General features: G+C 42.4%; 21 protein-coding genes and 2 pseudogenes. 15 read left to right on the top strand and 8 right to left on the bottom strand.

All coding sequences use genetic code 11. The features are described from left to right. The 10 genes and pseudogenes from EWV66_RS21105 to EWV66_RS21060 all read left to right on the top strand — a co-directional run. On the top strand, positions 1 to 762 hold a 762-nt coding region (locus EWV66_RS21105), incomplete at its 5' end, for a proton-conducting transporter transmembrane domain-containing protein (RefSeq protein ID WP_287116032.1). A gap of 143 nt (positions 763 to 905) precedes the next feature. Then, complete coding sequence (locus EWV66_RS21100; protein ID WP_002796737.1) at positions 906 to 1,253, top strand: NADH-quinone oxidoreductase subunit K; 348 nt, start codon at positions 906 to 908, stop codon at positions 1,251 to 1,253. Next, positions 1,250 to 2,679: pseudogene (locus EWV66_RS21095) on the top strand (cation:proton antiporter). The gene EWV66_RS21100 and the pseudogene EWV66_RS21095 overlap by 4 nt, the downstream one beginning before the upstream one ends. Further along, positions 2,664 to 3,047, top strand: a complete 384-nt coding sequence (locus EWV66_RS21090; RefSeq protein ID WP_287107139.1) for a Na+/H+ antiporter subunit E — start codon at positions 2,664 to 2,666, stop codon at positions 3,045 to 3,047. The pseudogene EWV66_RS21095 and the gene EWV66_RS21090 overlap by 16 nt, the downstream one beginning before the upstream one ends. Continuing rightward, a complete protein-coding gene (locus EWV66_RS21085) occupies positions 3,044 to 3,295 on the top strand; it encodes a hypothetical protein (protein ID WP_002771873.1) in 252 nt (83 codons plus the stop codon). The genes EWV66_RS21090 and EWV66_RS21085 overlap by 4 nt, the downstream gene beginning before the upstream one ends. Continuing rightward, a complete protein-coding gene (locus EWV66_RS21080; RefSeq protein ID WP_002752066.1) occupies positions 3,292 to 3,561 on the top strand; it encodes a monovalent cation/H(+) antiporter subunit G in 270 nt (89 codons plus the stop codon). The genes EWV66_RS21085 and EWV66_RS21080 overlap by 4 nt, the downstream gene beginning before the upstream one ends. Positions 3,562 to 3,569: 8 nt before the next feature. Next, entirely contained in the window at positions 3,570 to 4,112 is a 543-nt protein-coding gene (locus EWV66_RS21075) for a DUF4040 domain-containing protein (protein WP_002796742.1), read from the top strand. Further along, positions 4,112 to 4,774, top strand: coding sequence for a Na(+)/H(+) antiporter subunit B (locus tag EWV66_RS21070; protein ID WP_002745314.1), 663 nt, complete (start codon positions 4,112 to 4,114; stop codon positions 4,772 to 4,774). Before EWV66_RS21075 ends, EWV66_RS21070 begins: the two co-directional genes overlap by 1 nt. A gap of 271 nt (positions 4,775 to 5,045) precedes the next feature. Next, entirely contained in the window at positions 5,046 to 7,145 is a 2,100-nt protein-coding gene (locus EWV66_RS21065) for a DEAD/DEAH box helicase (RefSeq protein WP_287107138.1), read from the top strand. 7 nt (positions 7,146 to 7,152) lie between these two features. Then, complete coding sequence (locus tag EWV66_RS21060; protein ID WP_002796746.1) at positions 7,153 to 7,824, top strand: DUF2290 domain-containing protein; 672 nt, start codon at positions 7,153 to 7,155, stop codon at positions 7,822 to 7,824. Positions 7,825 to 8,011: 187 nt separating this feature from the next. Here EWV66_RS21060 and EWV66_RS21055 read toward each other — a convergent pair whose 3' ends face one another. Next, positions 8,012 to 10,183: an EF-hand domain-containing protein gene (locus EWV66_RS21055; RefSeq protein WP_287107137.1), complete on the bottom strand. Its 2,172-nt coding sequence runs from the start codon at positions 10,181 to 10,183 to the stop codon at positions 8,012 to 8,014. A gap of 148 nt (positions 10,184 to 10,331) precedes the next feature. Then, the gene (locus tag EWV66_RS21050; protein ID WP_287107136.1) at positions 10,332 to 10,454 is read right to left on the bottom strand and encodes a hypothetical protein; all 123 of its coding nucleotides are present in this window, start codon (positions 10,452 to 10,454) and stop codon (positions 10,332 to 10,334) included. Between the two features lie 98 nt (positions 10,455 to 10,552). On the opposite strand from EWV66_RS21050, the gene lepB reads away from it, so the two are divergent. Next, on the top strand, positions 10,553 to 11,155 hold the full coding sequence (gene lepB / locus EWV66_RS21045) for a signal peptidase I (RefSeq protein ID WP_287107135.1): 603 nt from the start codon (positions 10,553 to 10,555) through the stop codon (positions 11,153 to 11,155). A 53-nt stretch (positions 11,156 to 11,208) separates the two neighbouring features. Here the strand turns inward: lepB and EWV66_RS21040 are convergent, their stop codons facing one another. The 3 genes from EWV66_RS21040 to EWV66_RS21030 form a co-directional block, all read right to left on the bottom strand. Next, on the bottom strand, positions 11,209 to 12,180 hold the full coding sequence (locus EWV66_RS21040; RefSeq protein ID WP_052277099.1) for a ribose-phosphate pyrophosphokinase: 972 nt from the start codon (positions 12,178 to 12,180) through the stop codon (positions 11,209 to 11,211). Positions 12,181 to 12,384: 204 nt separating this feature from the next. Beyond that, entirely contained in the window at positions 12,385 to 14,178 is a 1,794-nt protein-coding gene (gene typA, locus EWV66_RS21035) for a translational GTPase TypA (protein ID WP_002796752.1), read from the bottom strand. A gap of 152 nt (positions 14,179 to 14,330) precedes the next feature. After that, positions 14,331 to 15,035 (bottom strand): DUF1997 domain-containing protein, encoded by a 705-nt coding sequence (locus EWV66_RS21030; protein ID WP_287107134.1) that lies wholly within the window; start codon positions 15,033 to 15,035, stop codon positions 14,331 to 14,333. 124 nt (positions 15,036 to 15,159) lie between these two features. Here EWV66_RS21030 and EWV66_RS21025 point away from each other — a divergent pair, with 124 nt between their 5' ends. Beyond that, the gene (locus tag EWV66_RS21025; protein ID WP_052277101.1) at positions 15,160 to 15,819 is read left to right on the top strand and encodes an SDR family oxidoreductase; all 660 of its coding nucleotides are present in this window, start codon (positions 15,160 to 15,162) and stop codon (positions 15,817 to 15,819) included. Positions 15,820 to 16,227: 408 nt separating this feature from the next. Here EWV66_RS21025 and EWV66_RS21020 read toward each other — a convergent pair. After that, positions 16,228 to 16,593 (bottom strand): annotated as a pseudogene (locus EWV66_RS21020) (Uma2 family endonuclease); the annotation flags it as partial. 21 nt (positions 16,594 to 16,614) lie between these two features. Between EWV66_RS21020 and EWV66_RS21015 the strand changes: the two are divergent. Beyond that, the gene (locus EWV66_RS21015; protein ID WP_052277103.1) at positions 16,615 to 16,821 is read left to right on the top strand and encodes an ATP-binding protein; all 207 of its coding nucleotides are present in this window, start codon (positions 16,615 to 16,617) and stop codon (positions 16,819 to 16,821) included. A 53-nt stretch (positions 16,822 to 16,874) separates the two neighbouring features. On the opposite strand, the gene EWV66_RS21010 is transcribed toward EWV66_RS21015, so the two are convergent. Next, positions 16,875 to 17,177 carry a hypothetical protein gene (locus EWV66_RS21010; protein WP_052277104.1) on the bottom strand — a complete coding sequence of 101 codons (303 nt, stop codon included), beginning with the start codon at positions 17,175 to 17,177 and terminating at the stop codon, positions 16,875 to 16,877. Between the two features lie 170 nt (positions 17,178 to 17,347). Then, the gene (locus EWV66_RS21005) at positions 17,348 to 18,040 is read right to left on the bottom strand and encodes a response regulator transcription factor (RefSeq protein WP_002758477.1); all 693 of its coding nucleotides are present in this window, start codon (positions 18,038 to 18,040) and stop codon (positions 17,348 to 17,350) included. Positions 18,041 to 18,085: 45 nt separating this feature from the next. On the opposite strand from EWV66_RS21005, the gene EWV66_RS21000 reads away from it, so the two are divergent. Both EWV66_RS21000 and psb27 read left to right on the top strand, forming a co-directional pair. Beyond that, the gene (locus EWV66_RS21000) at positions 18,086 to 19,450 is read left to right on the top strand and encodes a sensor histidine kinase (RefSeq protein WP_072925883.1); all 1,365 of its coding nucleotides are present in this window, start codon (positions 18,086 to 18,088) and stop codon (positions 19,448 to 19,450) included. A 378-nt stretch (positions 19,451 to 19,828) separates the two neighbouring features. Continuing rightward, entirely contained in the window at positions 19,829 to 20,230 is a 402-nt protein-coding gene (psb27, locus tag EWV66_RS20995) for a photosystem II protein Psb27 (RefSeq protein WP_043998990.1), read from the top strand. The last annotated feature ends 1 nt before the right edge of the window (position 20,231 follow it).

The raw sequence follows: 20,231 nt of genomic DNA, 5'->3' as shown, positions 1-20,231 counted from the left end.
CGCTGTGCTTTAATCCTAGAGGATTTGGATGGACTAATTCGGCTTTTGGGGGTGCTAACGGCGATTTTTGGCGTATCCTACGCAGTTTTTGAAAAGGATAGCAAGCGGATGTTAGCCTTTAGCACGATCGTGCAGCTGGGTTTTATTTTGGCTGCCCCACCGGTAAGCGGTTTTTATACCCTTACCCACGGATTAGTTAAATCTTCCCTATTTCTATTAGTGGGAGTTTTACCCAGTCGCAATTTTAAAGAATTACAGCAACAAGCGATCCCTAATTCCCTCTGGATTGCTATTGTTATCGCCAGTTTTTCCATCTCTGGATTCCCCTTATTATCCGGTTTTGGGGCGAAAGCGTTAACGATGAAAAATTTATTACCTTGGCAAGAGGTAGCCATCAATTTAGCAGCCGTAGGTACAGCGATCGCCACTGCCAAATTTATCTTTTTACCCCACGCAAAAGTTACCACTGGGAGAAAGTTAACCTTGAGTGGATGGTTAGGAATAATACTATTGTTAACTGCCTTGTTTATAGCCAATGCTGTCTATTTCGATGCCTACAACCTGGGAAATATCAGCAAAGCTTTAGGGATTATTGCTATCGGTTGGGGGTTGTATCTAGGGATATTTAAAAAGCTGTCCTTACAATTATCAAAAGCTGGGGAACAATTTGATAATCTCGTCGGTATGATGGCTGTTATGTTAATGCTTTTGTTTTCTTTAATCCTAGCCCAATTAGCTCCCTCATTCCTAGCTTTTAGCTAATACTAACTATAGATCTTCACCAATTTACCGATTATTCAAGGGAGAAGCGGCAAAGCCTGAGAATTTTTTGATCAATTGGGACTCGATCGAGGATAATTAGAAAAAGTATTTTGACTCATAACCAAATCTAATCAAGAAGCCCAGTGACGATTCCCCTGCTAGAGTTGTTTGTATTCGCCACCGTTTTGTGCGGATTTTTAGGAACATTCCTGAAAAAAAACTTAATCATGAAGATTATCGCCATGGATGTCATGAGTACCGGCGTTATCGCCTACTATGTGGTGATTTCTTCCCGTGACGGTTTATTTACTCCCATCCTCGGTACAGTTAAACAGCAAAATTACGCCGATCCTGTACCCCAAGCAGTGATTTTAACAGCGATCGTCATCGGTTTTTCGATTCAGGCGTTAATGCTGGTGGGAGTGATGAAATTAGCCAAAGATAACCCCACCCTCGACAGCAGCGAGATAGAAAAAAATAACACACCATGAATACTTTAACGATCGCTTGGATAAGTTTACCCTTTTTGATCGGCTTTATCATCTATTTATTGCCCCGATTAGACAAATATCTGGCTCTCGCCGCCACTATTATCTCTCTCGCCTATTCTCTCCTTCTATTTCGCCAATCCTCCCCCATAACCCTCAACCTACTGGATAATTATGGCGTGAAACTGGTAGCCGATCAGTTAAGTGCCTATTTTATCCTCACTAATGCCCTGGTGACGATGGCAGTTATTTTTTATAACTGGGAAAGTAGCAAAACCGCCTTTTTTTACGCCCAAGCTATCATTCTCCACGGCAGCATTAATTCTGTCTTTCTCTGTGAAGATTTTATTAGCGTTTACGTTGCCTTAGAAGTAATTAGTATTGCCGCTTTTCTGGTGATTGCCTATCCTCGCAGCGATCGCTCTCTCTGGGTTGCCCTGCGTTATCTGTTTATCAGCAATGTGGCGATGTTATTTTACCTTATTGGCGCAGTTTTAGTCTATAAAGCCAATAATTCCTTTGCTTTTGCTGGTTTAAAGGGCGCACCTCCCGAAGCCTTGGCTTTAATCTTCATGGGATTATTAGTCAAAGGGGGAATCTTTGTCTCGGGATTATGGCTACCGATGACACACTCGGAATCGGAAACCTCCGTCTCGGCGCTGATGTCGGGGGTGGTGGTAAAAGCCGCTGTGCTTTAATCCTAGAGGATTTGGATGGACTAATTCGGCTTTTGGGGGTGCTAACGGCGATTTTTGGCGTATCCTACGCAGTTTTTGAAAAGGATAGCAAGCGGATGTTAGCCTTCCATACTATTTCCCAGTTAGGTTTTATTTTAGCCGCCCCGGTAGTCAGTGGTTTTTATACCCTTACCCACGGTTTAGTTAAATCTTGCCTATTTCTGTTAGCGGGAGTTTTACCCAGTCGCAATTTTAAAGAATTACAGCAACAATCGATCCCTAATTCCCTCTGGATTGCCCTAGTGGTTGCTAGTTTTTCTATCTCTGGATTCCCCCTATTATCCGGTTTTGGAGCGAAAGCGTTAACGATGAAAAATTTAGTCCCCTGGCAAGAGATTATGATCAATCTTGTGGCGGTGGGGACGGCGATTTCCTTTGCTAAATTTATCTTTTTACCCCACGCCGGTGGCGAAAGTAAACAGAAGCTAACTATCGGTTTCTGGATAGCAATAATTCTGCTCCTTGCCGCCCTATTTTTATCCAATGCTGTCTATGTTGAAGCTTATAATATCCTCAATATTATCAAAGCTTTAGCCGTCATCGGTGCCGGGTGGTGGTTATATCTGGGAGTTTTCAAAAAGTTATCCCTAAAGTTATCGCGGGTCTGGGAACAATTTGATCATCTCGTCGGGATGATGAGTATAATGTTAGTTCTATTATTTTGGATGGTCTTAGCATGGTCGGACATATAATTCTGCGTTTAACTATGTGGTTTTTACTCACCGCTAATTTCACCCCTGCTAATATTATGATCGGGGTGGCTATTGCTTTTCTTTTGCCCCGTAATTTCGCCTCTAGCGAAACTTTAGGCGATTGGTTAAAGGTAATAATTAAAGTCTTTATAGCTATTCCCCAAGCTTATAAAGAAGCGTTTGAAATTATCTTTCGTCCCCACAAGGAAGAAGAAATTATTTTCGAGAGAATTTCTGGTAAACGTTCACCCAGATTAGCTTTTTGGGATATATTTCTGATTACCTTTACCCCGAAAACTATCGTCACCGAATACAAGGAAAATGAGGGTTATGAAGTTCATGTAATTAAACGGAGTTCCCAGGGATGAATATTGTTCTCATTGCCATGATTGTCGCTTTATTAATTCCCCTTTATGAAGTGGCAAGAAATGATGACATCTGGCAAAAAATGGCCGCCTTTGCCAGTGCTTCCAGTAAATCATCGATTATTATTCTAGTGGTGTCAGTTCTGCGGGATGATTGGATGATTGGAGTGGTAGCAGTGATTATTCTCAGTGTCGGTAATGCCGGTTTTATGTTATTAGCACAAATTCTTAAACGATTGAACGAATCATGATTGACATTTTCAGTTATATCTGCATCGCTATCGGAGTTTTTTTCTGGTTTTGGGGAACGGCGCATCTTTTAGACAAGCGCTCGGTATTATATAAATTACACGGTCTATCTGTCGCTGATACTTTGGGTTCCATGGCGATTATTTTCGGGCTACTTTTGAAAGTTCCCCAAAATTGGCCTTTATTATTATTGGCAATAATTTCCCTAGCAATTTGGAACACCATGTTAGGCTACGTTTTAGCTTATACTTCTAGCGATCGAGAGTAAAATTAAAGATGAATGAAAGTTATCTCTATGTTATTGTTGCCCTCTTGCCTTTAACTGCGGCGATGGTGATGTTACAATCCAATCCCTACCAAGCTTTAGTAATTCGTGGAGTTTTGGGAGCAATAGCAGCCTTAGTTTATGCTTTATTAGGGGCAGCAGATGTATCTTTAACCGAAGCTTTGATGGGAACCATGTTAGCTGTAACTCTCTACGCGGTGGCGATTCGTTCTTCTTTAGTGATGCGTTTAGGAGTAATTGCTGAGGAAAACGATACAGTTTTAGAACAGTTAAAAACTCAACTACAAACGGTTTTAAGTAAACGTTTTATGCGTTTAGAATTAGTTGCCTACAGTGATAAACAAGCTTTGCAACAGGCACTTATGGATAAGGATGTTCATGCCGTCTGTATCCGTCAAGACAATCCAGAAACTATCCCCTACGAAACCACAATTAGATTACCCTATCTCTACGATATTTTTAAAAATGAATTAACGGCAGCCAACACGATTTTAACTTGTATTGAAACCCCCAAATTAGAGGAGAAACACTAATGAAATGGATTTACACTCTAGCCGCCATTGCCTTCGCTGTCAAAATGGTAATTATTCCCAATACTGCTTCCTCTGTATCATCCTTAGAAATTGTTAAATCCCTGGTGGACGACGGCGGTGTTCCTAATGCGGTTTCGGTGGTTATTTTTCGTAATCGTCTCTACGACACCATCTATGAAGTGGTTGTTTTTACCATTGCCATTATGGGGGCGAATTTTCTTTTAGCCACCGAAAAACCCGCCAGTAAAATCCATCAATTTACCGACCAACCTTCAATTATTTTAGCCCGTTTGGGGTCAACAATTGCCGCTTTAGTGGGCATTGAATTAGCTATCCGCGGCCATTTAAGTCCGGGGGGAGGTTTTGCCGCCGGAGTCGCCGGAGGTACGGCAATTGGTTTAATAGCAATTACCTCGTCTCCCGAATGGATGCAAGCAATTTATCGCCGTTGGCAAGCGGCAACATGGGAGAAAATTTCCGTCTTAGTTTTTATTGTTTTAGCCGCCATTACTCTCTCAGGATTTGAGTTACCCCACGGGGAATTAGGGGCGCTATTTAGTGGCGGCATTTTGCCGATACTAAACATTTTAGTCGCCGTTAAAGTAGCTTTAGGTTCCTGGGCAGTAATCCTCGTTTTTATCCGCTATCGCGGTTTATTGTGAGAGGTTAATATCTATATTTATAGAACGTAGGTTGGGTTGAAGCATGAAACCCAACGCCCACTCATGTTACGCTACCGCTAACCCATCCTACAAATAATTGTGCCTCCCTACTTAATAGCTATAATTTATAGCTTTAGGTCAAAACTGGGGATTAACCGATAATCATAACATGACTTGATGGTTGAAAAAATGCTATAGTAATTTTGTTGCCCTCCTCAAGAATCAATAGGCATCTAATGATTCTGCTAAAAGAACTCCCGAGGTAAAAATTATGGTTAACGTTATTCGCGGTTCTTCAGCTAAACCTGTATCTTCTCAAAGATTAGCTAAATATTTTGAGGAAAGAACAGATATAGAGGGAACATTGTATATCGGCTATCCTATTATTGGAACTCCCCAAGGAGGATATCAAATTGATGCTCTATTAGTCTCTCGTCAGCAAGGGGTTATTATTTTTAATATTGATGAGGGAAAAAATTATGATTTGGATATTGAAGGCACTCAAGACGAGAGCATAACCAAGTTAGAAGCAAAACTGCTGTCTTATAAAGAGCTTGTTCAAAAAAGAAAGCTAATAGTTAACATTTCTGTAGCCACCTATGCACCGATTTGGAATAATTATCCAGAAGGAATTAACCCAGAGGAATATCCTGTTCTTATTAAAGATAAAGATCTTGATGATTTTATCAAGAAATGTCAAGGCAATGATTCTGAATATTTCGAGAAAGTCAACTCAGTTATACAAGCTGTTACAACCATTAGAAAAAAAGACGCTCGCAGTTATGTTGTTAAACGAGATTCTAGGGGAGCAAAGTTAAAAAAATTAGAAGATTCTATCGCTAATCTTGATGAAACTCAAAATAAGGCTGTTTTAGAAACCACTAAAGGTGTACAAAGAATTAGAGGTTTAGCAGGTTCGGGAAAAACAATTGTCTTAGCGCTGAAAGTAGCTTATCTTCATGCAACTCATCCCGATTGGAATATTGCTGTTACCTTCTATACACGCTCGTTAAAGGATCAATACAAAGATTTAATTACTCGGTTTAGTTATGAGCATAAAAATTCCGAACCAGACTGGGAAAAAGTAAAAATTATTCACGCTTGGGGAAGTCCTGAGATAGAAGGAATTTATTATGAGCTATGTAAACGACATAATATTGAATATTTAGATTTTAGTCAAGCAAACAACCTAACATATTTGTTGAATGAAGACCCTTTTGAGTTTGTCTGTCAAAAAGCCTTCCGAGAGATTAAAAAATTTCATCAATATTATGATCTTATTTTAATTGATGAAGCTCAAGATTTTCCTCAAGACTTCTTAAGACTCTGCTATGAAATCTTGAAAGATGATAAACGTTTAGTTTATGCCTATGATGAGTTGCAAAGCTTAAATAGTAAAGTCATGCATTCTCCCGAAGTTATTTTTGGAAATGATAATCATGGTAATCCTAGAGTTAAATTGGAGAATTTACCCAGCGAACCCCAACAAGATGTGGTTTTAAATACTTGTTACAGAAATTCTCGTCCTATTCTTTCCTCTGCTCATGCTCTAGGTTTTGGAGTTTATTATCCAAAGGGAATAATTCAAATATTTGATAATCCTCAATTATGGCAAGATATTGGTTATGAGGTTGAAGAAGGAGAATTAAAATCAGGAGAATTTGTTAAACTGATTAGAACCCCCAAAACCAGTCCTAAATTCCTTGAAGAACATTCTTCTATCGATGATATTATCAACTTTAAATCTTTCGATAACAATCAGGAGCAATTTGAATGGCTAGTGGAACAAATTGCCAAGAATCTCAAGGAAGATGAATTAAGATGCCAAGATATTATGGTTATCCATCCAATACCTAAAAATGCTCGCAACGTTTTTGGAAAAGCTAGAGAAATGTTATTTACAAAAAATATTAATTCTCATTTAGCAGGTAGCACATCTTCTCCCGATGAGTTTTTTCAAGAAAACTCGATTGCTTTTACACAGATTTATCGTGCAAAAGGCAATGAAGCGGCAATGGTTTATTTCATTAACGCTCAAGAATGTTTATCTGGTTCACAAATTGCTAGTAACCGCAATATTTTATTTACAGCGATGACTAGAAGTAAAGCTTGGTTAAGAGTTATTGGTTATGGAGCAAATATGCAAGCTTTAGAGAGGGAATTTCAGGAAATTAAATCGAGAAATTTTGCTCTTGAGTTTACCTATCCAACCCCCGAAGAACTTCAACAAATGAAGAAGGTTTATCGAGATACTCTTAATACCAAGAGATATAAAAATGACAGGGAAAAGCAAGAATTAATTGCCAAGTTAAAAAGTATAGAATTTTCATCAGATGAAAAAAACGAAATTATCAAAATATTCCAAGAATAGTTAAGAAATGCTTAATGTTCAGAATATCTTTAAAGATGTTAAAAATTTAACGGCTAAATTGATAGAAGTAGGATTATCAAGTCAGCAGAACTTTCCGACTTTGAATAAATTGAGTCAAAATATTTCTGAGATTAGCTATGCCAATAGTTCCGACTTATCCATTGCCCTAAAAAATGTTGCGTATCAAGATATTTATGATGAGCTTGATCGCGGTAAGAATTATAATATTAAAATGATTGATGGAGCCTTGATTCAATTACTTTATCGCTTCCAAGGATCGCAGTTATTATCCCATAGACTAGCTTTCTTCTCATCCCCTTATTTAGAATCTTTTCAAAATGAGCCAGAACTATATGAAGAAGATGAGATATTTGCCGATATTATCGACAAAAATATTGTAGCTGTACCGATTAGATTTGATTACGATCCTGATAATTTTCAAGAGATTCATCACCCCAGATGTCATCTCACCCTAGGACAATTCAAAAACTGCCGAATTCCAGTGTCCTCCCCTTTAACACCCAGCATATTTATTGCTTTTATCCTTCGTAACTTTTACAATACAGCCTATCATCTATATTCCGAGCAGATCAATTTTAACAATCAGCGATTTCCAGAAACCATAACTGAAATAGAAACGAATATACTACATTTTGCTATTAAATCTCCCTCTCTATAGTCCCTATTGGATTTACCCTCATACAGTTCAGCGAAACCTCGAAATTTTTTCTCAAAAAAGCTTGACAAAATCCCTCAACTTGCCTTATACTTTCTAGTATAATGGGAATCCGTGCCTGCCTGCGAACAGCTATTTTTTCAAGGAATAAGGAGTCAGGGAAAATAAAGACTCCTTAACTGAAGACAGTTTATTTGTGGAATTGGTGCAGTAGGTTGCGAAATTCTGGAAAACTAATCTGATTATCGCGACTTGTATCGGCATGGTGTAACATAGCTTCGATTTCCTTGTCTGTCACCCCCGGTTCGATCGCCTGAAGACAAGCTTTTAACTCCTCAAGGCTAATTTGTCCAGAGCCATCACTATCGAATAGCTGGAATCTTTCCAATAAAATTCTTTCCTGTTGATCACGATCGCTGTCACTACTAAAAGATAGACGATCAAAGACCTGAAAAGCGCGGGCGATATTTCGCCATAATTGACGGGCCAGAGGACGATGGAGAATCGTTTCCTCCTCCTGACCAGTAACTCCGTACTGGCGACGCAAAGACTCGACAGTTTCCGTTTCTGCGGCCGGCAATTCCGTCAATAAATGCTCGATCGCCTCCCTGGAACTCTTACCGGTTAACACTTCCAGCAATTCCGATCCCACCTGGCGATCGGGGTCTTTTTTCCAAGTCACCAACAAACTTTCCAACAAAGCATCGCGGTAACTCTGCAAACGCAACCAATCCTCGCGACTATACTGCTTGTCCGGATCGAGAAGTTCGGCCGATTCCACACCCAACTCCGTTAGAATTGCCTGATGTTCGGCCTCGGTAATCGTCAACTCTAAGCGCATTTGTTCTAGGATTTCGAGGCTGTGGCCGAAGTCAGTATATCCCTCCTCCAAAGCCTCTTTTAACAAGGCTTTATAGGCTTTTAAACACTTCTGGTGTGTGAAATCCGGCAGTATCTTGGCTAACACATACACCTCATCCGCATCCAAAGCTTCCAGCGATCGCCGATCGAGATATTTAGCAGTATCGAGACCCAGTTTACCCAACTGTTTACGCAATCTTCCCGCTAGTCCTTCTCGTTGGTAACGGTCGGGATCCCTTGTCCAGGTGCGATATAACCATAAACTACTCAAAACAGCCGGTAAAATATCAGCGAAATAATACCAAAATTTTGGCAAAAGATTAATAAAAGGACGACCAGCGAAAATAAAGAAGAAATTGAAAATCAGAAAAGTTCCGACAGTAAAGACGCGGTGACGGATAATTTCGGTCGGTAAGGGCGACTTTTTGCGGATTCTATAGACTTTATAGGCATTTTCAACTTTTTTACCGAGAAAGTAACCCAAAAAAGTGCAGATTGCCAAAGTTAAGGAAACAGCTACCAGCTTCGGAATCGCAATTGCCTGACCAGCAAGATAAAAACCCGGTTGAAAGAGGGATTCTAGTTGATTTTCTTCGTGCGCCCAAGCTCCAGAGAAATAATAGTCCCAATTGCCAGCATAGAGATAATAATAGATAGCATAGCCAAAAACTAAGCCAAAATAACCGTAATAAAGCCATTGGCGATCTCTGTTAGTAATCCCATCCCAATAGGATCTTTCCGCATCGATATCGATACAGGGACTCTGACAGGCAACACAGGCACTTTGTTCGCTACCATCTTCCCGGACAATACGACACATAGATTGAGTAATCCCACCGCGACTGTCTTCGTGAGCGGTACTATTTAGTAAACCCCTCGGTTCACCGTAAATCCTTTCCACTGGACTCATGGGACAGAAATAGTTACACCAAGATTTGCCCCCATACCAATAACCCACAAAGATCGCCACTAGAATAGTAAAGATTAAAAAGCTACCCAAGACTAAGCGATCGGAATTATAAAAAAGAATCCGTCCGCATAAACCCAAAAATAACAGACTGAATTGTAGATAGAGATAATTCTGGGCTAACCAAGAATTTTTCGGCACTTTATAGATTTCAGATCGGACTTTTCCCGATTTATCGGTCTGTTTTTTCTGACGCTGTTTACCCAAAGCGCGTGGTATTTGAGAAAGAAAGGATAAAGGACAGATACGCCGCCAGAGTTCGTGACCGAATACTAATAAGATAAAAATGCTACTAGGAACCACTATTCCCCAAAAAATCGGCGCACCTAACTGATAGGAGGATTGAGGTAGGCAAACTCCCTGGACTTTAATGCACACATCGCGAGCAACTCTCAGGGGACTAGAAAGATTATTAGAATCGGTTAATTTTGCCGAAATAGGGTCAAAAAATAGAGAAAATATCAGAATTAACCATGCAATGGTCAGAACCCATCGCAGATAGTGCATCGAGCGTTCGGGAATTTGTGCAAACATAAATCTGAGTCAAGTCGTTTTGCTAAATTAATATCCAAGTCTCCAATCGATCATTCGGGAATTTGTGCAAAAATAAATCTGAGTGGTGACTTAGAAGAGACTTTTAAGGGATGTAGGGTTCTAATCCTCGAAATCTTCGGCTTTTCCTTTAATAGCGGCGAAAAACTGTCCTTTTTGATGGACTAATCTTACCTTTTTCTACCCCACGAGGAAATTCCCTTTCCGGCAGCAGAATGCGGCCTTGACAAATTAACAGTGATCGGCTAGACATAGGGAAATTGTCTTAAAATATTATCTACGCTGCTACTATCACTAAACTAGAACATTAAAGAGCGCATTAGCTTAATCCTTCTCAAAAGTTAAAATTCTATGGCTGAAAGCTTGAACCATAAATCCGAAAAACCTTCTCCCCCTCCCGTACCCCAAGAAAATCCTTGGCTAGAAGCAGTTAAAACCATTGTCACGGCTGGAATTTTGGCTTTTGGCATCCGCACTTTTGTGGCTGAGGCCCGTTATATTCCCTCTTCTTCCATGGAACCCACTCTCCAGATTAACGATCGCCTAATTATCGAGAAAGTTAGCTATCATTTTCATAAGCCAGAACGGGGTGATATCGTGGTTTTTAGTCCGACAGCCGCCCTGAAAGCTCAAAATTTTCAGGATGCTTTTATTAAACGGGTGATTGGACTGCCGGGGGATAAGGTGGAAGTCAAAAACGGTTTAGTTTACGTCAACGGTAAAGTTTTAGCGGAAAACTATATTGCCGAAGAACCTAATTATACTTTCGGACCGGTGACAGTTCCCCCCGATCAATATCTGGTTTTGGGCGATAATCGCAATAATAGTTATGATTCCCACGCTTGGGGCTTCGTTCCTCGGGAAAACTTAATCGGTCGCGCCGTGGTGCGTTTTTGGCCCTTCAATCGTCTGGGAGGACTTGACAACCCCGACGCTGCCACAAATCAGAATTAACGTCAAGAAAATCAATATAAAAATTCCCCCTAAAACTAGGGGGATTCGAGCATCTATTTGAACATATTACTCACGGAATTGTCCTCATGGATGCGCCATATTGCCTCACCCAGAATCGGAGCAACCGGCAAGACTTTCAGTTGCGGGAAAAAATGTTCTTGCGGGACGGGAATCGTGTTAGTAACGATCACTTCCTCGACTATACCACTGGATAAACGCTCGATCGCAGGGCCAGAAAAAACCGGATGGGTGGCACAAGCATAAACCTGTCGCGCCCCCTTGGCTTTCAGTAACTGCGCCCCTTGAGCGATCGTACCGGCCGTATCGATCATATCATCGACTAAAACCGCCGTTTTATCCTTAACATCGCCGATCAAGTTCATCACTTCCGCCACATTATGGGTTTGCCGGCGTTTATCAATAATTGCTAGGGGCGCATCATTGAGTTTTTTGGCAAAAGCCCGCGCCCTAGCCACCCCACCCACATCGGGAGAAACCACGACGATATCGGGTAATTTTTTACTGAGAAGATAGTCCACCACCACTGGGGAACCATAAACGTGATCGAAGGGAATATCGAAATAACCTTGAATTTGGGCCGAATGCAAATCCATGGCCAACACGCGACTTGCCCCCGCTTCCGTGATCAGATTAGCCACCAGTTTAGCGGCGATCGATTCCCGGCCGGCGGTTTTGCGATCGGCGCGAGCATAACCATAATAGGGAATTACGGCGGTAATTTGTCGGGCAGAAGCACGACGACAGGCATCGATCATGATCAACAATTCCATCAAATGATCGTTGACGGGATTGCAACAGGGTTGAATTAAATAGACATCACAGCCGCGGATCGATTCCTGAATCTGGATGTACAATTCACCATCGGCGAAACGTTTACGAATCATCGGCCCCACATCCATACCCAGATAACGGGCCACCTCTTGGGCGAGAGGTACATTAGCGGATCCCGAAAAGAGACGAAGACGATTGCTGTCCGACGCGGCGGGAAACATCGGATGTCGCATCAAAGTAGCAGAATAGCTCACAGCAGATTCTTTACCCTCAAACTCAAGGCACTTTTTTCTATCATCTCAGTTTTGTTGAAAATCTGAGTGGATTTCTTTGTTAGATCTCGATCATAACCAATTACCGATCATCTTCGAGCCATTGCTGCTAAAAGGGGCAGCAACGGCCATGGCAAAATTGCCGCCAGATTTTGTCAAAACCGATTAACGTTTGGCTAACTTTTTCACCGGTAATTTACGCAGACGGATCGATTTCGGGGTAATTTCTACCAACTCATCTGGTCCGATGTATTCGAGGGCGCGTTCGAGACTCATATCCACGGGGGATTGTAACTGAACCAATTCATCCCCGGTGGCGGAACGATGGTTAGTTAACTGTTTAGTTTTGCAGATATTGATCTCCACGTCCTGGGGTCGGTTGCTTTCGCCGATAATCATGTTTTTATACACTTTTGTCCCCGGAGTAATAAAGAATACCCCCCGGTCCTCGGCGTTTTTGAGGGCGTAGAAAGTGGCGACTCCTTCCTCAAAGGCAGTAATCACGCCATTGTAACGGGTGGCTAATTCCCCGGAGAAAGGACGATATTCGAGAAAACTATGGTTCATAATCCCCTCACCGCGACTCAGACGGATAAATTCGCCCCGGAAACCGATTAAACCTCGGGCCGGAATCACGAATTCCAATTGAGTACGGCCATTGCTGCCCGTCTGCATATCCTGCATTTCCCCTTTCCGTTGGCCGAGACGTTCGATACTGGAACCCACCGCTTCTTCGGGTACATCTAAAACGAGGTATTCGTAGGGTTCGCAGGGTTGACCGTTAATTTCCCGATAGATAACCTGCGGCTGGGATACTTGGAATTCGTAGCCTTCCCGACGCATGGTTTCGATGAGAATGCCTAAATGCAGTTCTCCCCGGCCCGAAACCAGGAATTTCTCGGCAGAATCACTTTCTTCCACCCGCAGAGCGACGTTAGTTTCTAATTCTCGCATCAGACGATCGCGAATTTGCCGCGAGGTGACAAAAGTGCCTTCCTGACCAGCAAAGGGAGAATCGTTAACCGAGAAGGTCATTTGTAGGGTCGGTTCATCGACTTTAATTAGGGGTAAAGCTTGCGGGTCATCGGCTAAAGTTACCGTTTCCCCGATGTTAGCGTCGGCAAAACCGGCCACAGCAACGATATTACCGGCGCTGGCCTCGTTTAGTTCCACCCGTTTGAGGCCCTCAAAACCAAGAAGTTTTGTTATTTTACCCTTGACAACCGCGCCCGTATCCTTTACTAAAGCTGCCTGTTGACCGGCTTTAATTACGCCGTTATGGATGCGGCCGATAACGATGCGTCCTAAGTATTCCGAGTAATCGAGGGTGGTTACTTGCAACTGTAGGGGTTTGTTAACGTCCCCGGCCGGTGGTGGAACGTGGTGTAAAATCGCCTCAAACAGGGGCTGCATATCTTTGTCTTCGTCTTCGAGGCTTTCTTTGGCGAATCCTTGCATCCCGGAAGCGAACAGAGTAGTAAAATCACATTGGTCGTCATCGGCGCCCAGTTCCACAAACAGGTCGAAAACTTTGTCCACGGCTAGGTTAGGATCGACGTTAGGGCGATCGATTTTATTGACCACGACAATCGGTCTTAATCCCTTTTCTAGGGCTTTTTTCAGCACAAAACGGGTTTGGGGCATCGGCCCCTCGTTAGCATCGACAATCAGGATACAACCGTCCACCATACCTAAAACCCGTTCCACTTCGCCACCAAAGTCGGCGTGACCGGGAGTATCGACGATGTTAATCAGGGTGTCTTGGTAACGAACAGCGGTGTTTTTGGCCAGAATGGTGATACCGCGTTCTCTTTCGAGGTCATTGGAATCCATGACGCAGGTGGGTACATCTTCCCCTTCTCGAAAGATCCCCGACTGTTTGAGGAGTGCATCGACGAGGGTGGTTTTCCCGTGGTCAACGTGAGCAATGATAGCAACGTTACGGATAGGCAGAGACATAAAATATTGAAGTAGTCTTAGGTTTATTTTTACAAGTAAACATTTCTTAATAATTCTAGCTTAGACTGACCAGCACCGTTAGCAAATCTTTATTTTTCCTTGCTTTCCCATCAGCAAGCTCTACTGATTACTGTTGACAGACTCCCCAAACCCTAGGCAAGCAACCCACCCTCACAGGAGTCGAGACGATAGAAAAGACGACTGGAGGCAGGGGGTAGGGGTAAATTGAAGCTAGAGTGAAAATCCTCTTGAACTTTGTAGGTTAAGCGGGGGGAAACTTGGCGAACAATTTGCGTCAATAGTTTATCACCGGTTTTTTGGAGAATGGGACGGGGAATTTTATAAATAAACTTGGGAAACTTAACCATAACATCCATACGCAGTTCCCAGGTGACTTGGGTGATAACCGCCGGAATTTCCCTTCCTCGTTGCCGAAAAATTGCCTCGATTTCCTGACTAGGAGAAGATAGGGGCATTTCCTCTAGTTTCATAATCGCCTGATAATCCACTAGATAGCCCAAAAACGGTTGATCGGGAATGGGAACACTGCGAGTATGATAGACTCCATTGACGGGCAGCTCCAGAACCACAGCGATTTTCGGCTCCACTTCATAGCCAAAAGCACCATATTTACCGATGGTGATGATATAACCATTGTCACCGAAGGGCAGAGTTTTCATCGGTTCGGCACAACGACAAAACCAACCTTCGTGAGCGCCCAGATAATCGGCAACCTTATCCTGATTGCTATACATATCCATAGAGCCAGCAAAACGGGTTTGAAAACCGAGAAATTGATTGTCTTCTTTGACTTCTACAGATTCGCGAGCTAGGGAGTTAATGGGGGGACACTGCATGACTTATAAACCTGGTAAATGATAGTGTTAGAAAAATTTGGGGATTAACCGCCAAAGGATCGGGGAAATTTGTAGAATTGAGATTAGTGTAACGTATTGTTAAAAACTATTTGGTCAAGAAGCGATGAAAGCATTTGTAGCAGGAGCCACAGGGGAAACGGGACGGAGAATCGTTGCCCAATTAGTCGAACGTCAGATTCCCGTCCGCGCTTTGGTGAGAAACCGCGAGAAAGCGGCGGAAATTTTGCCCGCAGGGGTGGAAATCGTCGTCGGAGATGTGCAACAGGCGGATAAGTTAGAGGCACTAATCGCTGATTGTAGCGTTTTGTTATGCGCCACGGGAGCCAGACCGAGTTTTAATCCCACGGAACCTTTGTTAGTGGACTACTTGGGAACTAAAAATCTCATCGATGCCGCCAAAAAGAAAGGAATCGAACATTTTGTTCTCGTTACTTCCCTCTGTGTATCGAACTTTTTCCATCCCCTCAATCTATTTTGGTTAATTTTATTCTGGAAAAAACAAGCGGAAGACTATTTAATCAATAGTGGACTAACCTACACGATTGTGCGCCCTGGAGGCCTTAAAAACGAGGATAATCTTAATGCCATTAAAATGTCATCCGCCGATACCCTATCTGAGGGCAATATTCCCCGCACAAAAGTGGCCTCGGTTTGTGTAGAATCCCTATTTTATCCCGCCGCTAACAATAAAATTCTTGAAATTGTTGCTCCCTCAGATGCTCCCAATCTCGATTGGACACAATTGTTTCAAAGTGTCAGCTAAACAGTAATCAGTAATCAGTAATCAGTAAGTAGGTGGGTGGAATTAAATATAAGATGAACGTAGGTTGGGTTGAAGTATGAAACCCAACCCCCGCATGGGTTACGCTACCGCTAACCCATCCTACAAATAATTGTGCCTCCCTAATTAATTAACTTAGGCTCTCCTAGACTGCTTATAGCAAATTAGTAGTTTAAATGAGCCTAAAGCCTTAAATAGCCTGGAATCCAACAAAGCAAAAAGCTTTTTTTATTAAAATTGCTTTTTTAAATTCTGGTGAGCCTTACTTGGCAAAGCTTGCGTCGATTATTTTTTGCTAATATATCATAACTACTCTAGAAGAGTTTTAACTTAAAACTTACATCTGATAACTGATAACTGATAACTGATAACTGATAACTGATAACTGATAACTGATTTAGTCTGATTTTGATCGGGAGAGAGAATTTCAATCAACCATTCAGGAGCGATCGCAAAATTATTTAATACTTTTCCCTCGCCATCGCGGGGAATATTTTCCCAGAGAAAAACTGAAACATCAGGAACTAGAGAAAGACTGCCAAAAGTACAACGCAATTCGGGATAAGCACGGGCAATTCGTTGGGGTTTTAGACTAGCGTTAATAGCCGGAACTAAATCACCTTGAATAGTGCTATGTTTACCTTGGGGCATCGGTTTAGGAATAATTTGACCGTCAATAAATTCCTTGGGGGGTTTAGTTTCTGGTAATTGTAGAAATTCCCTTAGGGTCAGGGAATTATTAACAGTGACAACCATAAAATTTTTTTATTGATCGTTATGATCGTTAATTTTATCGCAATTTATCCAAGCAGAGAAGATCAAAAACAGTTATATAAAAATGTCCGTCACATCGCTGGGACAGGGTTGGGTTTGGTGGTGGTGCAGAAATGCGTGGAACTACACGGTAGCTCGATCGAAATTGCTAGTATCTCCTGTAATGGAATCACTGTCACGATTCTATTACCGAAAGTGACCGGAAAATAAATAAATCGGAGCGAGAATGATTCTCAATGGGGGGAAAACTTCCGGGGAAGAAATTAGGAAACACCACCCAGACGGGCATATTCTAAAATTGACTGGCTAAGAGCATCGCGATCATCGCGGGTGAGGTAATAATTCCGGCCGCCGATATCATTGAGAAATCGCAGTAGAGCAAGACAAGCGGACTCTAGATCAGCCCGGTGTCGGGCAGCCGCTAAAGCTTGTTCAGAGGTGGCATAAACTAGGCAATCGCTAATTCCTTCGCTGCCATCCACTCGCCAACATTGAAAAGAATAACCCTGCATTTCTAGGATCAATTCAATCTGCCAACCGTGATAGTCAAATCGCGTGTAAATCATGTCAAGCAGCCCCGTTTAGGAGAGGAGAGTCACAGGTTTGACCGCTCTGATTGTCTAGAAGCCCTGCACCTGTCTAACTCTCTAATTTAACGGGTGATTATGGAAACCCTCTGCAAACTTCGTGCAGATTTCGTGCAGAAATGATTTTGTCCACTGTCCCAAGGCAGATATTACTTTAAACGATAACCAAGACCGTGAACGGTTTCAATAAAGTCTTCCGGCGCGCCGAGGGATTTTAGCTTGTGACGAAGACCGCGAATATGGGAAGTAACGGTTTCCTCGGCTGGAGAATCGTCCAAAGACCAAACTCGCTCAATAATACCCGATCGACTTAAGACCCGGCGCCCATGGGTAACAAGTAATTCTAAGAGAGCGAATTCCTTGGGGGTGAGGGAAAGAAGTTGACCGTTATAACTGGCCTCGTGGGTACTGGGATTTAACTGCAAACCCCCCCAAGATAATAAAACACTGCTGGTACTGCTGCCACGTCGGATCAAGGCCCGAATCCGCGCCATTAATTCGCCCAAATCGAAGGGTTTAGTGACATAATCATCGGCCCCTGCGTCTAATCCGTCGATTTTATCGATTACCGTATCCCTTGCGGTTAATAATAGGACGGGAACGGTGGCATTAGCAGAGACGGGATGATGGGATTCCGCTCGTCGCAGACGTTGACAGAGCAAAGTTCCGCTCAATTTTGGCAGGGTGACATCGAGAACTAAAAGATCATATTTGCCTAATTCTAGCCAATTCCAGCCTTCTTCTCCGTCTCTAGCCACATCGACAACGTATTGTCGCTCGCTCAAGGCCTCTCGCAAAATCTCGGCTAGTTGCATATCATCTTCTACTACTAAAATTCGCATGGTCTAGAGATGGAGTAAGCTGGAAATAGCGTCGGTTAACTCCTGATGAATTGGCTCAAACAAGGAAAATGGATCGCGGGAGGTTTCGGGCTAACTGTCTTACTGATGGGAACTATTAGCCTAGTTTCCTATCGCAATACCCTCGCCCTGCGTCAGCGCGCTGCTGAGGTGGAAGTTACCTACGAGATTATCGATAATCTCGCTAATCTTTACGCTAACATGGCGGTGGCCGAATCGGGAAGACGGGGTTATATCAAAACTGGCAGCCCTAGTGAATTGGGCCGTCATCGTCGGGCGATCGCTTTGATGCAATCTAACTGGCAACTCTTGGCTAAACAATTAGAAAACGGCACGGATTTTGAGCGCGAAATGGTGACTCAGATCGGGGATTTAATGTATCGGCGAATTGCTCTATTTAATCAATCGATCGCTACCTATAAATCTGATCAATCTGATGATATTTCTCAAGATGCAATCACGGTTAAAAGTGTCGATATCCGGGATAAGTTTCAAAATCTTCTTACCTATTTACAAGCTAGTCAGAAAAGGAATTTAAGAAGTAGCATCGCTAGTTCTAGGGATAGTATTCGCGAAAATTCTCTGTTGGGTTTACTGGGAACTTTTACTAGCTTTGGGATTATTTGCGGAGTTTATTTCTTAGTTTTTTGGCAAGAGAAACGGCGACAAAAAAGTGAGAAAATTCACCAATTATTACTACAAGAAAAAGAAATTTCCGATCTAAAAATTCAGCTTTTTTCCATGATATCCCATGAGTTCCGAACCCCTTTAACCGTGATTCTTTCCGCCTCGCAGTTATTAGAAAATGGCTTAAAAGATGCAGATCAGTCGAGCAGAAAAAACTTATATAGAATCCAGTCTTCTGTCAAGCTAATGAATCAATTCTTGACAGATATTTTGATTTTAACAAGGGCAGAATCTGGGAATCTAAGATGTCAACTAGAGCCGCTCGATATTGAAGCTTTTTGTTTAAATTTAGTCGAGGATTTTCAATTTATAAATAAAAATAATACACCGATTAAATTTGTCAGTCAGGGATTGATGATTCGTCCCTATCTAGATGAGAAACTGCTCTACTCGATTTTAAGTAATTTACTCTTAAATGCGATTAAATATTCCCCCACGGGAGCAGGGATTAGTTTGATTTTGTGGAAAGATAGCGATCGCATTGTTTTTCAAGTCCGGGATCACGGGATCGGCATTGCCGAGGAAGATAGAGGTAAGATCTATGAACCCTTTTATCGGGGTCAGAATGTGGAAAATATTATCGGCACGGGATTGGGGTTAGCAGTGGTTAAAAAATGCGTCGAACTCCACCGCGGCGAAATCGCCCTAGATAGCCAAGTGGATAAGGGAACAAGCTTTACCGTCAAACTGCCCATTTCACCCTAGTTCCAGCTTGAGCGGTCTAAAGATGACAAAATGTAACTTTCTTTCTTTCGAAACCGGACGAAAGCAACGAAGAATTTTTATCGCAGCTGGAATTAGTCCAGAATCAACTCACTCCGGGTTGATGGCATCGAAATTTTAGGCAAAAATAGGGCTTTTACCGCCCAAAAAGCCTATATTTTGGCTATTTACCCCCAGTTGACCCCTGACTAATCGAAATTTTAGGCAAAAATAGGGCTTTTACCGCCCCAAAAGCCTATATTTTGGCTATTTACCCCCAGTTGACCCCTGATTTTTGCAGCCAGTTAACTCTCCTGGGGAACTGGTCACGGTTTCCTGATAGGATAAGGTGACTTGGGATTAACTTATGGTGTTGAAAATATGTCTCTAAAACCTTACATTTCTCGCTTATTAGCTTTGGTTCTCGTCCTGGTCATCGGATTGATGGGTTGTTCTAGTAGTTCGCGGTTAACCGGCAATTATGGACAGGATACCCTGACGGTGATTGAAACTTTAACCACAGCCCTTGATTTAGTCAAAGATGACCCGAATAAAGCGGCAGTTGAGTCGCAAGCAAAGGAACAAATCAACGATTACATCTCCCTCTACCGACGAGATAAAAAATCCGGGGGTTTGCGTTCTTTCACTACTATGCAAACAGCCTTAAACTCTCTAGCTGGTTATTATACCGCCTACGGTTCCCGTCCCATCCCCGACAAACTCAAACAACGTTTAAAACAAGAATTTAAACAGGTGCAATTCTCTCTCCAGAAAGGAATTTAGA

The organism is Microcystis sp. M_OC_Ca_00000000_C217Col, from assembly GCF_007095585.1.
GTDB classification, from domain to species: domain Bacteria; phylum Cyanobacteriota; class Cyanobacteriia; order Cyanobacteriales; family Microcystaceae; genus Microcystis; species Microcystis panniformis.
Note: the sequence above shows the minus strand (reverse complement) of the source record. Positions and strands in the feature narration are given on the sequence as shown.

Coding starts and splice junctions, on each gene's coding strand:
- EWV66_RS21090 (WP_287107139.1), top strand. CDS start 2,664: ATGGTCGGACATATAATTCTGCGTTTAACTATGTGGTTTTTACTCACC.
- EWV66_RS21085 (WP_002771873.1), top strand. CDS start 3,044: ATGAATATTGTTCTCATTGCCATGATTGTCGCTTTATTAATTCCCCTT.
- EWV66_RS21080 (WP_002752066.1), top strand. CDS start 3,292: ATGATTGACATTTTCAGTTATATCTGCATCGCTATCGGAGTTTTTTTC.
- EWV66_RS21075 (WP_002796742.1), top strand. CDS start 3,570: ATGAATGAAAGTTATCTCTATGTTATTGTTGCCCTCTTGCCTTTAACT.
- EWV66_RS21070 (WP_002745314.1), top strand. CDS start 4,112: ATGAAATGGATTTACACTCTAGCCGCCATTGCCTTCGCTGTCAAAATG.
- EWV66_RS21065 (WP_287107138.1), top strand. CDS start 5,046: ATGGTTAACGTTATTCGCGGTTCTTCAGCTAAACCTGTATCTTCTCAA.
- EWV66_RS21060 (WP_002796746.1), top strand. CDS start 7,153: ATGCTTAATGTTCAGAATATCTTTAAAGATGTTAAAAATTTAACGGCT.
- EWV66_RS21055 (WP_287107137.1), bottom strand. CDS start 10,183: ATGTTTGCACAAATTCCCGAACGCTCGATGCACTATCTGCGATGGGTT.
- EWV66_RS21050 (WP_287107136.1), bottom strand. CDS start 10,454: ATGTCTAGCCGATCACTGTTAATTTGTCAAGGCCGCATTCTGCTGCCG.
- lepB (WP_287107135.1), top strand. CDS start 10,553: ATGGCTGAAAGCTTGAACCATAAATCCGAAAAACCTTCTCCCCCTCCC.
- EWV66_RS21040 (WP_052277099.1), bottom strand. CDS start 12,180: ATGCGACATCCGATGTTTCCCGCCGCGTCGGACAGCAATCGTCTTCGT.
- typA (WP_002796752.1), bottom strand. CDS start 14,178: ATGTCTCTGCCTATCCGTAACGTTGCTATCATTGCTCACGTTGACCAC.
- EWV66_RS21030 (WP_287107134.1), bottom strand. CDS start 15,035: ATGCAGTGTCCCCCCATTAACTCCCTAGCTCGCGAATCTGTAGAAGTC.
- EWV66_RS21025 (WP_052277101.1), top strand. CDS start 15,160: ATGAAAGCATTTGTAGCAGGAGCCACAGGGGAAACGGGACGGAGAATC.
- EWV66_RS21015 (WP_052277103.1), top strand. CDS start 16,615: ATGATCGTTAATTTTATCGCAATTTATCCAAGCAGAGAAGATCAAAAA.
- EWV66_RS21010 (WP_052277104.1), bottom strand. CDS start 17,177: ATGATTTACACGCGATTTGACTATCACGGTTGGCAGATTGAATTGATC.
- EWV66_RS21005 (WP_002758477.1), bottom strand. CDS start 18,040: ATGCGAATTTTAGTAGTAGAAGATGATATGCAACTAGCCGAGATTTTG.
- EWV66_RS21000 (WP_072925883.1), top strand. CDS start 18,086: ATGAATTGGCTCAAACAAGGAAAATGGATCGCGGGAGGTTTCGGGCTA.
- psb27 (WP_043998990.1), top strand. CDS start 19,829: ATGTCTCTAAAACCTTACATTTCTCGCTTATTAGCTTTGGTTCTCGTC.